Below are 15,424 nucleotides of genomic sequence, written 5' to 3'. Positions count from 1 at the left end.
GTATGATTCAGAAATTATTGATTGCCAACAGAGGAGAAATCGCGGTGCGTATTATTCGTGCATGCAGAGAAATGGGGATAGAGTCTGTAGCTGTTTATTCAGAGGCAGATCAGGAAAGCCTCCATACACAGCTGGCAGATGAAGCAGTCTGTATAGGACCGAGTGTTTCATCAGAGAGTTATTTAAATATGGAAAGTATTATCAGTGCGGCGATGGTGACAGGTGCAGATGCAATTCATCCTGGATTTGGATTTTTGTCTGAAAATGCAAAATTTGCTCAGTTGTGTGAACAATGTGGAATCACCTTTGTAGGGCCAAATTCTTCCGTAATTCAATGTCTTGGAAATAAGCAGGAAGCCAGAAACACAATGACACGTGCAGGTGTGCCTGTCATTCCGGGAACAGATGAGTCTGTGCTGGATGTGGAAACAGGATTAAAAGAGGCAGAAAGAATCGGTTATCCGGTTATTATCAAAGCAGCTCTTGGAGGCGGCGGAAAAGGAATGCGTGTTGCATATTCAGAAAATGAATTTACAAAAGCATTTCAGACAGCACAAAAGGAAGCAAAGATGGCATTTGCAGATGAAACCATGTATATAGAGCATTTTGTAGAACATCCGCGACACATTGAATTTCAGATTCTGGCTGATTCAAAAGGAAATGTAATTCATCTTGGAGAGCGTGATTGTTCTATCCAAAGAAATCATCAGAAGATGATAGAAGAATCTCCTTCGGCAGCGGTTTCTGAAGAATTAAGAAAGAAAATGGGAGAAGCAGCAGTGAAAGCAGCGAAAGCGGCTCATTATGAAAATGCCGGAACAATTGAATTCTTATTAGAGAAAAATGAAAAATTTTATTTTATGGAAATGAATACTCGTATACAAGTTGAACATCCGGTAACAGAGTGTGTGACAGGCTTGGATCTCATCAAAGAACAGATAAAAATCGCGTCAGGAGAACCACTTTCAATCACACAGAAAGATGTTAAAATCCAGGGACATGCAATTGAATGCAGAATCAATGCAGAAAATCCAATGAAACATTTTCGGCCTTCTCCGGGACAGATTACAGAGCTACATTTACCGGGAGGTCAGGGGATTCGTGTAGATACGGATATTTACAGTGGCTATCATATTTCACCATATTATGATTCCATGCTGGCAAAGTTAATTGTCTGCGGTAAAACGAGAGAAGATGCCATTGCGAAAATGCAGAGTGCTCTTGGCGAAGTTATTATAGAGGGAATTGATACAAATGTCGATTATCAGTTTGAGATACTACAAAATCCAGATTATCAGGCAGGTAATTTTGACATTGAATTTTTAAATACGCATGTAATTGCAGGAGTAAATATCAATGAAATTTAAGCATATGTTTAAAAGAACTGCTGTGAAAAATGATGCAGTAAATGAGAAGAAAACCAGATTTTCAGCACGAAAACCAGAAGTACCGGATGGTTTGATGAAAAAATGTAATGCTTGTAAAACCGCAGTATTTGTAGAAGAGGTTAAGCAAAATAATTATATTTGTCCACATTGCCAGAACTATTTCCGTATGCATGCATATCGTAGAATTCAAATGATTGCAGATCCGGATAGTTTTGAGGAATGGGATAAAGGATTGCAGACAAGAAATCCGTTACAGTTTAAAGGCTATGAAGAAAAGCTGGATAAATTAAAAGAAAAAACAGGCCTGGATGAGGCTGTTGTTACAGGTAAATTAAATATTAACGGAATACCTACAGTAGTTGCTGTATGTGACGGTCGTTTTATGATGGCGAGTATGGGAGAAGTTGTGGGAGAAAAGATCACACGCGCGGTTGAGAAAGCGACAGAAGAAAAACTTCCGATTATTATTTTTGCATGTTCAGGAGGCGCCAGAATGCAAGAGGGGATTGTATCTTTGATGCAGATGGCAAAGACCTCAGCTGCATTAAAACGGCATAGTGATGAAGGTCTTTTATACATCAGTGTCCTGACAGATCCTACGACGGGTGGAGTGACAGCAAGCTTTGCAATGCTTGGAGATATTATTTTAGCAGAACCAGGTGCTTTGATTGGTTTTGCCGGGCCGCGCGTGATTGAGCAGACAATTGGGCAAAAGCTGCCGGAAGGATTTCAACGTTCAGAGTTTTTATTAGAGCATGGATTTATTGATGCAATCGTAGAGAGAAAAGAAATGCGCTCTACTTTATCAAAAATCTTAGATATGCATATAACAAAAACAGAACAAAATACTGAATTTGTAAAAAATAAAGAACAGATGCAAACGGCAGCGGAAAAAGACTTAGAATGTCAGGATAAAATGAGTGCATGGGATCATGTGCAGCTTGCAAGAGATAAAAACAGACCGACAGGAAAAGATTATATTCAACTACTTTTTTCAGATTTTGTGGAAATGCATGGAGACAGATTGTATCGAGATGATCCGGCGGTAATAGGAGGAGTTGCAAAATTCCATGGAGAGCCGGTAACGATATTAGTTCAGGAAAAAGGGCATGGCACAAAAGAAAATATTGCACACCGTTTTGGAATGGTGTCTCCGGAAGGATATAGAAAATCTCTTCGTTTAATGAAACAGGCTGAAAAATTTAACCGTCCGGTAATTTGTTTTGTTGATACACCGGGTGCGTTCTGTGGACTTGAAGCGGAAGAAAATGGACAAGGAGAAGCAATTGCCAGAAACTTATATGAATTGTCAGGATTGAAAGTTCCGGTATTATCTGTTGTAATCGGTGAAGGCGGAAGTGGTGGAGCTCTTGCATTTGCAGTCGCAGATGAAGTTTGGATGATGGAGCATGCAATTTATTCTATTTTATCACCGGAAGGCTTCGCTTCTATTTTGTGGAAGGACAGTAAACGAGCAAAAGAAGCGGCGGATGTGATGAAGATGACAGCACAGGATTTAAAATCTCTCGGAATTATTGAACAGGTTATCCGAGAAGAAGAACCGCTCACCAGAGAAAATATGATGCAGCTTGAAGATAACATGGATGAGAAAATAAATTGTTTTCTGAAAAAATATAAAGCATTGTCAAAACAAGAATTGGTTCAACACCGATATAAACGATTTCGCAATATCTAAAAAATAGTGGTTTCAATCTTGTCAACGTGTTATACTATATTGGATTGGAGAAGATAAGACATATTAAAACAAAAGTGAAGTGTTTAAAAGAAATATGTCTTAAACAATAGAAAAGACAGGAGAGAACGCTGTGGATAACCGAAAGATAATAAACGATGTTCTTGTACATTTATTTAATGAGATATTGCAGCTGGAAGAAGAGGCAATTATTACAGAAGAATATAAAGATATCACCAATAATGATATGCACATCATTGAGGCGGTTGGACTTGACGGAGGAAATATGTCCTCTATTGCGGCAAAGTTAAAAGTAACAGTTGGTTCCTTGACGACTTCTATGAACGGGCTTGTAAATAAAGGATATACTGAACGAAAACGAGGAGAGAAGGATCGTCGTGTTGTAAATATTTATCTGACTGAAAAAGGAAGAAAAGCATATCATCATCATGCAGAATATCATGAGCAGATGACAGATGCAGTAATGAGACAATTAAATGAAGAAGAGATAGGAGTTCTTGTTAAAACATTAAATGGACTCAGTGAATTCTTCTATCAATACGAACAAAAAGAGAAGCGGAATTAATCGCTTCTCTTTTTGTCTTAGAAAAATGTAATATAATGGTTAGATACAATCGCTTCTCTTAATATATCCAGGCTGTTCCGGTGTGCAAATTACTTCTTTTGCATGAATCAGTTTAGCGTACTTATCAATGATCAGATTTTCTGCATGTACATCTTCACCGATTGTTACATTTGGAAGTACAACACAGTTCTTTAATACAGCCCCTTTCTTAATATTACATCCACGTCCGATAATGCTGTTTTCAATATCTCCTTCAATAGTACATCCGTTTGAGATGATAGAAGAGCGGGCACTGGCTGTTTCTAAATATTTTGTTGGGCAAGAATCACTAGTTCTTGTATAAATTGGCCAATCCTCTTCGAAAAGAAGATTTCTTGTTTTTGCATCCAGTAAAGAGAGATTTGCATCGAAATAACTCTTTAAGTCAGTAACAGCGGCAAAGTATCCACGATGTGAAATTCCACGTACATCAAAGTCCTGGCAAGCATGATTAACTACCTGAGGAAGTGTATACAATGCAGAATGTGATGCCCCTTTCTTAAGTAAATCGATGAACAAATCTTTTCTCATAACATAAGTATCCATGAAAATATTGCGGTTCTTTGCGGTCGCACGATTCTTTTCAATAGAAAGGACACCTTTTTGTTTATTCAAATTTAAAATATCACAATTGAAAAAGCTCTCATTTGCATTATCTACTGTATGATAAAGCAATGTGATATCTGCTCCGGATTCAACATGTTTATTCATAAGCTCATCAAAATCCTGCTTAAATATCATGTGGCTAGGAGCAATGATCACGTAGTCAAAAGGACTTTCTTCTATGTAAGATAAGTTATCTAAATATGTTGCAATATCAGTGTCATACAATGAATTCTTTCGTTCACCTTCAGAAAATAGTATATGAAGATGTCCACGTTTTGAATTGATATTATAATGACGGCCTGTACCAAGGTGTTCTACTAAAGAACGTGGTTGTTTGTTAAGAAATACTTTGATTTGATCCATTCCACTGTTTGTCATATTTGAAAGTGGAAAATCAATCATTCTATATCTTCCTAAGAAAGAAAATGCTCCGATTGAACGGTAATCCTGAAGTCCTTCTACGTGAACCTGACTTCTGGAGAAATTAATGATTCCTAATGCGTCACACATATTATTCTGCCCCCTTTATGCGTTTTGCTACAAGTTCAATATTTTCGCTGTCTGCGCTTCCAACAACGGCATCTTTACCAATGCGGACACCATCTGCGACAAGGGCACGGGTTACAACGGCACCTTCTTCAACAACAACACCAGGCATCAGTACACTGTCAATAACTTTTGCACCGGTTGCTACTTTTGCACTCGTAAATAATACAGAGTTTGTAATCTCACCATCGACATCACATCCCTGAGTAATAAATGCTTTGTTAATGTTAGCATTTGGTCCTAAAATATGAGGAAGAGTAGTAGAATCCTCTGTATAAATTTTCCATGAAGGATCATTGAGATCTAATTCATTCTTAGGATCGAGTAAGTCCATATTAGCTTCCCATAAAGAATCAATTGTACCTACATCTTTCCAGTAGCCTTTAAATTTATATGCAAAGAGACGTTTTTCATCTGCAAGCATCTGCGGAATGATATCTTTACCGAAGTCATGGCTCGAATTAGTATCCTTCATATCAGCCTGCAACATCTTACGAAGCAGTTTCCAGTTGAAAATATAAATTCCCATAGAAGCAAGGTTGCTCTTTGGATGTTCTGGTTTCTCTTCGAATTCAACAATACGTCCGTCTTCGTTAGCGTTCATAATACCAAAACGGCTGGCTTCTTTCATTGGAACTTCAATAACGGCAATTGTAGCATCAGCATTGGATTTGATATGATAATCCAACATCTTTGCATAATTCATCTTATAAATGTGGTCTCCGGAAAGGATAAGAACATATTCCGGATTATAATTGTTAATAAAATCAATGTTCTGTGAAATGGCATCTGCAGTTCCACGATAAACATCCAGATCAGTATCTGCTTTCTCACGTGGTGGAAGTACATAAACACCACTGTTTTTTGCATCCAGACCCCAACGTCTTCCAGCAGCAACATAACTATTCAAAAGAATTGATTCATACTGGGTAAGCACTCCTACAGTATCGATTCCACTGTTCGCACAGTTACTAAGTGGAAAGTCAATGATTCGGTACTTTCCCCCATAAGATACTGCCGGCTTAGCGACTTTGTTTGTCAGATCATGAAGACGACTGCCGCGTCCACCAGCTAAAATCATAGCAAGCATATTATTTTGTTTCATTGAGTATCCTCCCATATTGCTTTTTCATAAGATAAATATATTATACTATGAAAAGACAGAAAATACCATATAATTTGAGAAAAAAATACCAAAAAAAATTGAAAAATAAGGGAAAAGATATATAAAAGACACAAAAATCCCATTTGACTATGGAATTGTAAAACTACATAGCTAATGGGATTTTTTGTATTAGAAATTAATTATCAAAATCATCTTCAAATGGATCATCATAGTCATCTGACGGGTCGTAATCATCAGAATCTCCTCTCGATGCAATTGTAAGAATCAAGAAAATTACTGCAAGAACAAGCCCTGCAATTGCACAATACAAAAGGTTGGCTTCTCCTTGGCGTTTCATAAATGCATATACACCGCCACCAAGATATAAAATCATTGGTAGAATGAAAGCAAAAACAGAATTCGACTTCTGCATAATTAATAATAACAGTGCAGATACAAACATACATGCTGCAAGAATGGCATAAGTCATACCGGCAGAAGCTGTATCACCGGATAGAATACCATCCAGACCTGCCATTAGTGCAGAATAAACACAGAAACCAAAACCTCCGATAGAGAGAATTCCTAAAAGAACACGTAAGACGCGGAATCTGGCTTTTGGTTCGTATTCATCATCCCAGTCATCATCATCATTCATATCATCATATGCATTCATTGTACGCTGCTTCAAATCGGAAAGATCATCCGTGTTAGAAATCTTGTTTGATTTGTAGGATGGATCGGTTGAAAGCATATCCTCGTAACCTTTGCGCATTGCATGTTCTCGTTTTGCACGAACATGCTGAGGTGGAATATTACTATATTTTTGCTCTTCTGTAGTTTCAGAAGCAGAAGAGAGAGCTGCCTCTTCTTCAATAGGACGGCGCTTTTTAGGAGCAGCTTCTCCATCAGCCGTGCGACGTTTCTTAGGAGTTCCGTCTTCATTGACAGGACGGCGCTTCTTAGGAGTTCCGTCTTCATTGACAGGACGGCGCTTTTTAGGAGTGGCTTCTCCATCAGCTGTGCGGCGTTTCTTAGGAGTTCCGTCTTCGTTGACAGGACGGCGCTTTTTAGGAGTGGCTTCTCCGTCAGTCGTGCGGTGTTTCTTAGGAGTTCCGTCTTCATTGACAGGACGACGTTTCCTAGGTGCGTCCTCTCCGTTAACAGGGCGAGACTTTTTAACAGCTTTTTTCTCTTCGTCTGAGCGAGCAGGCTCAGCCTGTTTTGCATCTTCAACCGCTTTCTTAGCTGCCATTTTCTTTGCACGTTGTTTATCTAAATTCCACTGCTTTTTACAGTCTTTGCAAATCGCATACTGATTCATAATTGGCTCACCATTCTCATTGGTTCCAACTTGTTTCTGCTGTAATATAACATCTTTTCCACATAATGGACACTTCATATGTATACTCCTTATTTTTTATAAATTTTCTACAACATGAACATTATAACATTTTATGAAAGCAAGAACAACGTTAAAATAGGTGTTATTTTGAAAAAATTGTGAAAAAAGTATGGTTAATTGTCGAAATGCAGAATTGTATTTCAAAGAAAATATTTAAAATATTTGCACCTTTAGAATTTTATTATGATAAAACAGTGGATTTTATGAATTTAATGTGTTAAAATATTAGATAGTCTTTGAGTAACAAAGGAGTACGGCATATGAGTAAAAAAATAAGAACAGAGGCAGTAGACTATTTGTTTGATGCAATTTTGAGTTTGCAGGATAAAGAGGAATGCTACACATTTTTTGAAGACATTTGCACAATTAATGAGTTGTTGTCTCTTTCACAAAGATTCGAGGTTGCGAAGATGCTGAGAGAGAAAAAGACATATCTTGAGATTGCGGAAAAGACAGGTGCTTCTACAGCTACGATCAGTCGAGTGAACCGGTCATTGAATTATGGAAATGATGGATATGATATGGTGTTCAGACGACTTGAGAGTAAAAAAGAAAACTAAAGACAGAAAAAGAAACGAGAACTGTTCAGTGCATAGCAGTTCTCGTTTCTTTTTATTCTTGTGGATGTACTTCATCCAGCAATTTTTCGATGATTTGCTTTTTGACATATACATCAAAACTGAGATCGCACAGTAGAGAAAATAGCTGTAGCTGCTCTTTATCATCATCGTGAACTTTAGAAAAAGAACCTTCAGAACGAGCAAAAGCTGTTTTTAACTCTTCCTGCAGAGAATCGATTCGTGACTTCTGGACAGAGCAGATTTCTTCATAAATGTCTGTCATAGATAAATTCTCATCAGTATGAAAATACTTTTCTGTAATAGGTTTTAATAAAGTTTCAATATCTTTAATAGAAAGAATATTTTTAAAATAGTAGATAAAAATCAATACTAAGACATGCTCTTTGGAATATTTCTTCTTATCCGGTGGAGGCAGAAGATTATTTTTTGTGTAGTTGTTGATCATTGTCTTTGTTAAAATCTTGTCGTCATCATAACGCTTGGTAGAAGAAAGTCCTTCTTCCATTAAAGTAGTAACCTGATCCATGTACAGATTCATATTCGGAATCTCAGTAGAGTGGATATAATCAATGCGTGAAATACTATTTAAAATACTGTTTAAGATATCATTGGAATCTATTGTCATTTTATCACCTCAATATAGCTATTATATAGTATTAAAAACTAGATGGCAAGCATTTTTGAAAATGAATTTCGTATGAATTTTAAGAACTTTAAGCGTGAAAATGTATGTGTCATATGTTAATATAATAATACTGTTTGAAAGATATACAGAGAACTGGGATTTAAAGGGAGCAATAAAGGATGATATATGAACCATTATTCAAGTTGGAACGAACGGGAGTACAGATTCATTATTATACAGGAAAAGGGAAATATAATCCGGTACATTGGCATTCTGCAATAGAACTTATATACGTATTAAATGGAAATGGGTCGATCATGATAGATGGAAAAGACTATCTGGTTGTTGCGGGAGATTTTGTAGTGCTGGATTCTAACCAGATGCATGAAGTTAAGGCAGCAAATGCGTCAATGATGGTGATAATTCATTTTTCAAGAAACAGTATGAAAAACTATGTTTCAGATATAGAAAAATATCGTTTTTTCTGTACTCGGGAAAAATTAAAAAAAGAACAGTTAGAGGCATATTTAAAAATATGTGAGATGTTAAAAGGCTTGCCGCCGATGTACGTGATGCATCCTGTCGGATATCGGTTGAAAAGTCAGGCTATTGCGATGGAAGTATTCTTTGAGCTTTTGAATCATTTTGCAACAAGAGAAGAACATGTACAAACTTCAGAGCGCAATACGATATTGGAACGTCTGGGAGAAATTACAGAGTATATAGAATTACATTATAAAGAGCAGATTTCATTGGAAGAGATTGCGTCACATTTTTATTTGAGCAGAGAATACTTTAGTCGTTTTTTTAAACAAAATATGGGGGTAAATTTTTTGAGATATGTCAATCAGGTGCGATTGATGCATATTTACCAGGATATCTGCAATACACAAAAAGGAATTTTGGAGATTGCAGAAGAGAATGGATTTACGAATTACAAATTATTTAACCGAATGTTTCATGAGATATACGGATGTTCCCCGAGAGATGTGCGAAAGAAGTAGAAATTCTAGTTGACAATAAAGAACATGCGTTCGATAATAAAAGTAAGAGTTTGGGTTAAATGAAGATAAGATGGGAGAGTTTTATGAGCATATATGATACGTTGAATGAGCAGCAAAGAGAGGCTGTTTATCATACCGAAGGACCACTTTTAATTCTGGCAGGAGCCGGTTCTGGTAAGACCAGAGTGCTGACTCACAGAATTGCATATTTAATAGAAGAAAAGGGTGTAAATCCTTGGAACATACTGGCAATTACATTTACAAACAAAGCGGCAGGAGAGATGCGTGAACGAGTAGACAATCTTGTTGGATTTGGTTCGGAAAGTATATGGGTTAGTACATTTCATTCCACTTGTGTAAGGATTTTAAGAAGATATATCGATCGCATCGGCTACGATACGAATTTTACAATATATGACAGTGATGACCAGAAGACATTGATGCGTGATATATGTAAGCAATTGAATATAGATACAAAGAAATTTAAAGAGAGAACATTTCTTGGAGCAATTTCATCAGCAAAGGATGAGATGGTAACGCCGGCAGAGTATGAAGTGAATGCAGTCGGAGATTTTTCAAAACAGATGATTGCAAAAGTATACTGGGAATATGAAAAACAACTGCAGGCGAATAACGCATTAGATTTTGATGACCTGCTGATGAAGACAGTACAGCTTTTCCAGAAGGATGCAGAGGTTTTGGAGTATTATCAGAATCGATTCAGATATATTATGGTGGACGAATATCAGGATACAAATACAGTACAGTTTAAATTTGTCAGTCTTTTAGCAGCGAAGTATCAGAACTTATGTGTAGTAGGAGATGATGATCAGTCCATTTATAAATTTAGAGGAGCTAATATACAGAATATATTAAGTTTCGAAGAAAAATTCAAGGATGCAAAAGTAATAAAGTTGGAACAGAATTATCGCTCAACAGGTAATATACTAAACGCTGCGAATGCAGTGATCCGCAATAATCACGGACGAAAAGATAAATCTCTTTGGACGGAAAAAGGAGATGGGGAAAAAATCCAATTGCATGAGTTTGATACAGCATATGATGAAGCTGAATTTATTGTAAATCAGATTAAAAGTGGATGCACAAAAGGAAATCATTATAATGATTACGCAATCTTGTATAGAACAAATGCACAGTCTCGTATTTTTGAGGAAAAATTTGTGGCAAACAATATTCCATATAAAATTATCGGTGGGGTGAATTTCTATGCAAGACGCGAGATTAAGGATTTACTTTCATATTTAAAGACAATAGATAATGCGAGAGATGATTTGGCTGTTCGAAGAATTATTAATGTCCCGAAACGTGGGATTGGTCTTACAACAGTGAATCGTGTGCAGGATTCTGCCCAGATGAGAGGGATTGGATTTTATGAAGCACTGCAAGGTCTGGATCTGATTCCGGGGATTGGAAGAAGTGCTGCAAAACTAGATTCATTTGTTGCGTTGATTGAATATTTCAAAGGCAGACTTGGAAAAATCAGTTTAACGGATCTGTTAAAAGAGATTATTGAGATGACAGCATATGTAGAAAGTCTTGAGGCAGAGGATAAGGAAGATGCACAGGCCAGAATTGAAAATATTGATGAATTGCTTAATAAAGTGGCAACTTATGAGGAAGTCTGTGCAGCAGAGCAAAAAGAAGTTTCATTAAGCGGCTTCTTAGAAGAAGTAGCGTTAGTGGCAGATATTGATAATTTAGATGAAGAACAGGATTATGTTGTTTTGATGACATTGCATAGTGCGAAAGGATTGGAATTTCCGAATGTATACCTGGCAGGTATGGAAGACGGATTATTTCCAAGTTATATGTGTATCGATAATCCGGAAGATCTGGAAGAAGAAAGACGTTTGTGTTATGTAGGAATCACACGTGCAGAACAAGAGCTTGTGCTGAGCTGTGCAAGAATGCGTATGGTGAGAGGAGAGACACATTATAATCGATTATCCAGATTTGTGAAAGAAATACCAGAAGATTTGCTCGAAAAAGAAGAGAAGCTGTTTTCTGTCAAAGAAGAAAAAGATTCTGCTGTTCAAACAGCATTTAAGCAGGCAAAACAAGCATTTACACAAAAACCATTTACTACATATGCTTCACCTCTTATGACGGGGGCAAAGCAATTTGCAGTGACAAAAGAAAAAGGCCTTGATTATACAATTGGAGACAGAGTGAGACACATTAAATTTGGTGTAGGAACTGTAAAAGATATTGTAGAAGGCGGACGAGATTATGAAGTGACAGTAGAATTTGATACTGCCGGAGTAAAGAAGATGTTTGCTACATTTGCAAAGTTAAAAAAGGAAGAATAAAGTTATTCGTTTTTCTGTGAATTTTTTCAATGAATTTAGTAGTAATCTGAAAATGATAGTGTTATAATATCAGAAAAGAACTCTACCAAGAAAAGGGAAAGGGCGTGTAAGATATGAACAGAGTAGAAGAGTTAATTGCTGAGACAAAACTGAAAGAACTTTTAAACAAAAAGGAAGAAGAAAAACCATGTAAAGCAATCCTTTGGACATTGGCAATTATCGGTGCGGTTGCAGCAGTAGCAGGTATTGCCTATGCAGTATACAGATTCTTTACACCGGATTATCTCGAAGATTTTGACGAAGATTTCGATGATGATTTTGATGATTATTTCAGTGACGAGGATCAGATCTAATCAGTTTGAAAGAATTTGAAGTTATCAGACATCAAATCAGAGGTAAACAGTAACGGCTAAACATAAGGACAGGATGTGGTGGTAAGGTACCGCACCCTGTTTCTTTTTGCTAGAAAGAGAGTGTTATGAAAAAAGGACAGATATTTGAAGGAATTATAGAAAAAGTTGAATTTCCAAATAAAGGAAAAGTATACGTGCCGGAAGAAGACAGATATGTAATTGTAAAAAATGGAATTCCGGGACAGAAAGTGAAATTCATTGTCAATAAATTTAAAAGCGGTAATGCGGAAGGAAGGCTACTGGAGGTCTTAGAAAAATCAGAAAAAGAAACAAGAACTCCGGTCTGTAGCATTTTCCCGGCATGCGGTGGATGCATGTATCAGACAATGTCTTATGAAGATCAGATGCAGATGAAAGGGGAACAGGTCAGAGAAATTTTGGAATCGGCCATGGCACCTGGAAAAACATTTACATTTGAAGGCGTAAAGGCAAGCCCAAAAGAATTTGGTTATCGTAATAAGATGGAATTCTCATTTGGAGATGAATATAAGGACGGACCATTGTCACTGGGACTTCATAAAAAAGGAAGTACTTATGATGTATTAACAGCATCAGACTGCAAATTGGTACATCAGGACATGAATAAGATTTTAATGTGCGTGTTAGAATATTTCCAGAATTTAGGTGCAAGCTATTATAAGAAAATGCAACATATTGGATATTTGCGTCATTTATTGCTTCGCCGTGGTGATACAACAGGAGAAATATTAATCAATCTCGTAACTACAACACAGGAGGATTATGATCTTACACCATTAGTAGAACAATTGCTGACATTACAGTTAGAAGGTAAAATCGTAGGAATTCTCCATATATTAAATGATTCGCTGTCGGATGTGGTACAAAGTGATGAGACGAAAGTTCTCTATGGACAAGATTTTTTCTATGAAAACCTGCTTGGACTGGAATTTAAAATCACACCATTTTCATTCTTCCAGCCTAACTCTCGAGGTGCAGAAGTATTATATACCATCGTGAGAGATTATATCGGAGATATCCACGATATGACTGTATTTGACTTATTTAGTGGAACAGGTACGATTTCTCAGGTACTTGCACCAGTTGCAAAAGAAGTAATCGGAGTGGAGATTATCGAAGAAGCAGTAGAGGCGGCAAAAGAGAATGCAGCACGGAATGGTTTGGAAAATTGTCGCTTTATTGCAGGTGATGTATTCAAGGTACTTGATGATATAGAAGAAAAACCAGATGTAATTGTATTAGATCCACCAAGAGATGGTATCCACCCAAAGGCACTTCCGAAGATTTTGGATTATGGAGTAGATACAATTGTATATATTTCTTGTAAGGTGACAAGTTTGGCAAGAGATCTTGCGATGTTCCAGGCAAGGGGATATGAAGTTGTGAAAGCGGTTGCTGTAGATCAATTTTGCGAAACAGTGCATGTAGAGACGGTGTGCTTATTGTCTAGAAAAGAGAAATAAATAGCGAAAAGTAGTGTATATACGGACTTTTTTGAGATTAAGCAATAATTCATGAAAGTTCGTATTTCTTTTTATTACGTAAAAGGTAATAAAAAACAAAAAATAAGATGAAAAGTATTGAAAAAAATTTGAAATGGCGATATAATTCTGTTACTGAAAAGGTAATAAAAATGAAAGGAGAGGAATAATTAAGTTTGGGAATGCAAATACTGTATAAGAATGAAACGGCAAAGAAACAGTTTTGTCCTGAGTACAAGAAAAAGTGGCGATATCCTGAGCAAGTAAAAAAGAAACTTGAAGCTGCAGAAAATTTCATACGTAATGCAGAGTCTTTAATGGATGTTGCTAATTATCCTCCGTTTCATTTTGAACATTTAAAAGGTGATAGAAAAGATGAATGGAGCATACGATTAGGTAATACGGGTTATAGAGTTACAATGATTCCTTGTGATAATGACGGTAATGAGATTGTAGAAGGAGACATTTTGGCCCAGTGTAAAATGATTAAAATTGTGAAAGTAACGGAGGTGTCGAACCATTATGAGTAATGTTAATGAATACAAAGATATAGTGGCATATCACCCTGGATATTATATTGCAGATATTATTGAGGATATGGAAATTAGTCAGGCTGAATTTGCCACAAGAATGGGAACAACAGCTAAGACTTTAAGTCTGTTGATAAATGGTCAGGCTAATATTTCAAATGATTTAGCAAAGAAACTTTCTGCGATGCTTGGAACCAGCGTAGAAGTTTGGCAAAATTTACAGAATACTTATGATCAGAAGTTGATTGAAATACAGCAAGCTAAGGATGTTGATGCACAGGCTGAATTTGCAAAAGAAATAGATTATAAATATTTTGTTGATGTTATTGGTTTGCCAATTGCAAGAAGCATAGATGAAAAAGTGGCGAATTTGTGTAAGTATTTTAAGGTTGCAGATTTGCGAATTATGTTACAACCAGATTTTTTGGTAAATTTCCGATCAAGTTCATCTTGTAATAGCGAGAAAAATATTATTAATTCTAGAGCATGGATTCAAACTGCTATTAATATCTCAAAAAGTATTGAAGCTAAGCCGTATAATGCAGAGAAGCTAAAAGGTTATCTGCCAGAGCTTAGAGGAATGACGATTAAAAAGCCGGAAGAATTTCTTCCAAGAATGCGTGAAATTTTTGCTGAATGCGGTGTTGCTTTTGTCTTGTTACCACATTTAAAGAATTCAGGCGTGAATGGTGCTGTTAAATGGGTATCGGATGATAGAGTAGTACTTGCGATGAATAATAGAGGGTTGGATGCAGATAAATTTTGGTTTTCATTATTTCATGAAATTAAACACGTACTGCAGCAAAAAATAAAAACTGTATTTATTAGCAGCACAGTTGAAGAAATGCAAGATATTAATGATAAATTGGAAATTGAAGCAGATAAGTTTGCAAAGAACTATTTGATTTCACCGATAGATTATAAAAGGCTGGCACCAACAAGACATACTTCGGATGATGAAATCGTTGAATTTGCAAAAAACATAGGAATACATCCAGGAATTGTAGTTGGAAGATTACAGCATGAAGGTATTATAGCACAAAATAGGTGCTCAAAGTTAAAAGAAAAGTATGTGATAGAAATAAAGCATACTGCATAAAATAACTTGTAGGG

14 protein-coding genes are annotated in these 15,424 nt (G+C 36.4%); 10 read left to right on the top strand and 4 right to left on the bottom strand.

The window, feature by feature from the left end; genetic code table 11:
- Positions 1–2: 2 nt before the first annotated feature.
- From H8S40_RS08590 to H8S40_RS08580, 3 genes are all read left to right on the top strand, one after another.
- A complete protein-coding gene (locus tag H8S40_RS08590; protein WP_186865056.1) occupies positions 3–1,367 on the top strand; it encodes an acetyl-CoA carboxylase biotin carboxylase subunit in 1,365 nt (454 codons plus the stop codon).
- Positions 1,357–3,084, top strand: a complete 1,728-nt coding sequence (accD, locus tag H8S40_RS08585) for an acetyl-CoA carboxylase, carboxyltransferase subunit beta (protein WP_186865055.1) — start codon at positions 1,357–1,359, stop codon at positions 3,082–3,084. The genes H8S40_RS08590 and accD overlap by 11 nt, the downstream gene beginning before the upstream one ends.
- A gap of 130 nt (positions 3,085–3,214) precedes the next feature.
- Positions 3,215–3,667: a MarR family winged helix-turn-helix transcriptional regulator gene (locus H8S40_RS08580; protein WP_022075906.1), complete on the top strand. Its 453-nt coding sequence runs from the start codon at positions 3,215–3,217 to the stop codon at positions 3,665–3,667.
- Positions 3,668–3,706: 39 nt separating this feature from the next.
- On the opposite strand, the gene glgD is transcribed toward H8S40_RS08580, so the two are convergent.
- The 3 genes from glgD to H8S40_RS08565 form a co-directional block, all read right to left on the bottom strand.
- On the bottom strand, positions 3,707–4,822 hold the full coding sequence (gene glgD / locus H8S40_RS08575) for a glucose-1-phosphate adenylyltransferase subunit GlgD (protein ID WP_118737422.1): 1,116 nt from the start codon (positions 4,820–4,822) through the stop codon (positions 3,707–3,709).
- A 1-nt stretch (position 4,823) separates the two neighbouring features.
- The gene (locus tag H8S40_RS08570; RefSeq protein WP_186865054.1) at positions 4,824–5,963 is read right to left on the bottom strand and encodes a glucose-1-phosphate adenylyltransferase; all 1,140 of its coding nucleotides are present in this window, start codon (positions 5,961–5,963) and stop codon (positions 4,824–4,826) included.
- A gap of 196 nt (positions 5,964–6,159) precedes the next feature.
- A complete protein-coding gene (locus H8S40_RS08565; protein WP_186865053.1) occupies positions 6,160–7,365 on the bottom strand; it encodes a hypothetical protein in 1,206 nt (401 codons plus the stop codon).
- A gap of 263 nt (positions 7,366–7,628) precedes the next feature.
- Between H8S40_RS08565 and H8S40_RS08560 the strand changes: the two genes are divergently transcribed.
- Positions 7,629–7,928: a YerC/YecD family TrpR-related protein gene (locus H8S40_RS08560; RefSeq protein ID WP_022075910.1), complete on the top strand. Its 300-nt coding sequence runs from the start codon at positions 7,629–7,631 to the stop codon at positions 7,926–7,928.
- Positions 7,929–7,980: 52 nt separating this feature from the next.
- On the opposite strand, the gene H8S40_RS08555 is transcribed toward H8S40_RS08560, so the two are convergent.
- Positions 7,981–8,574 carry a DUF1836 domain-containing protein gene (locus H8S40_RS08555; protein ID WP_118724410.1) on the bottom strand — a complete coding sequence of 198 codons (594 nt, stop codon included), beginning with the start codon at positions 8,572–8,574 and terminating at the stop codon, positions 7,981–7,983.
- Positions 8,575–8,753: 179 nt separating this feature from the next.
- On the opposite strand from H8S40_RS08555, the gene H8S40_RS08550 reads away from it, so the two are divergent.
- From H8S40_RS08550 to H8S40_RS08525, 6 genes are all read left to right on the top strand, one after another.
- Entirely contained in the window at positions 8,754–9,578 is an 825-nt protein-coding gene (locus tag H8S40_RS08550; RefSeq protein ID WP_118737427.1) for an AraC family transcriptional regulator, read from the top strand.
- An 83-nt stretch (positions 9,579–9,661) separates the two neighbouring features.
- On the top strand, positions 9,662–11,908 hold the full coding sequence (gene pcrA, locus H8S40_RS08545; protein WP_186865052.1) for a DNA helicase PcrA: 2,247 nt from the start codon (positions 9,662–9,664) through the stop codon (positions 11,906–11,908).
- Positions 11,909–12,021: 113 nt separating this feature from the next.
- Positions 12,022–12,261, top strand: coding sequence for a hypothetical protein (locus H8S40_RS08540; RefSeq protein WP_022075914.1), 240 nt, complete (start codon positions 12,022–12,024; stop codon positions 12,259–12,261).
- 125 nt (positions 12,262–12,386) lie between these two features.
- Positions 12,387–13,763 (top strand): 23S rRNA (uracil(1939)-C(5))-methyltransferase RlmD, encoded by a 1,377-nt coding sequence (rlmD, locus tag H8S40_RS08535; RefSeq protein ID WP_186865051.1) that lies wholly within the window; start codon positions 12,387–12,389, stop codon positions 13,761–13,763.
- A 194-nt stretch (positions 13,764–13,957) separates the two neighbouring features.
- A complete protein-coding gene (locus H8S40_RS08530; RefSeq protein WP_436286248.1) occupies positions 13,958–14,311 on the top strand; it encodes a hypothetical protein in 354 nt (117 codons plus the stop codon).
- Positions 14,304–15,410: a HigA family addiction module antitoxin gene (locus H8S40_RS08525; RefSeq protein WP_186865050.1), complete on the top strand. Its 1,107-nt coding sequence runs from the start codon at positions 14,304–14,306 to the stop codon at positions 15,408–15,410. Before H8S40_RS08530 ends, H8S40_RS08525 begins: the two co-directional genes overlap by 8 nt.
- Positions 15,411–15,424: the final 14 nt, after the last annotated feature.

The organism is Ruminococcus hominis, assembly GCF_014287355.1.
GTDB classification, from domain to species: Bacteria; Bacillota; Clostridia; order Lachnospirales; family Lachnospiraceae; genus Schaedlerella; species Schaedlerella hominis.
This window is presented reverse-complemented; position numbering and strand designations above follow the sequence as displayed.

Coding starts and splice junctions, on each gene's coding strand:
- glgD (WP_118737422.1), bottom strand. CDS start 4,822: ATGTGTGACGCATTAGGAATCATTAATTTCTCCAGAAGTCAGGTTCAC.
- accD (WP_186865055.1), top strand. CDS start 1,357: ATGAAATTTAAGCATATGTTTAAAAGAACTGCTGTGAAAAATGATGCA.
- H8S40_RS08555 (WP_118724410.1), bottom strand. CDS start 8,574: ATGACAATAGATTCCAATGATATCTTAAACAGTATTTTAAATAGTATT.
- rlmD (WP_186865051.1), top strand. CDS start 12,387: ATGAAAAAAGGACAGATATTTGAAGGAATTATAGAAAAAGTTGAATTT.
- H8S40_RS08565 (WP_186865053.1), bottom strand. CDS start 7,365: ATGAAGTGTCCATTATGTGGAAAAGATGTTATATTACAGCAGAAACAA.
- H8S40_RS08570 (WP_186865054.1), bottom strand. CDS start 5,963: ATGAAACAAAATAATATGCTTGCTATGATTTTAGCTGGTGGACGCGGC.
- H8S40_RS08540 (WP_022075914.1), top strand. CDS start 12,022: ATGAACAGAGTAGAAGAGTTAATTGCTGAGACAAAACTGAAAGAACTT.
- H8S40_RS08550 (WP_118737427.1), top strand. CDS start 8,754: ATGATATATGAACCATTATTCAAGTTGGAACGAACGGGAGTACAGATT.
- H8S40_RS08525 (WP_186865050.1), top strand. CDS start 14,304: ATGAGTAATGTTAATGAATACAAAGATATAGTGGCATATCACCCTGGA.
- H8S40_RS08590 (WP_186865056.1), top strand. CDS start 3: ATGATTCAGAAATTATTGATTGCCAACAGAGGAGAAATCGCGGTGCGT.
- H8S40_RS08560 (WP_022075910.1), top strand. CDS start 7,629: ATGAGTAAAAAAATAAGAACAGAGGCAGTAGACTATTTGTTTGATGCA.
- pcrA (WP_186865052.1), top strand. CDS start 9,662: ATGAGCATATATGATACGTTGAATGAGCAGCAAAGAGAGGCTGTTTAT.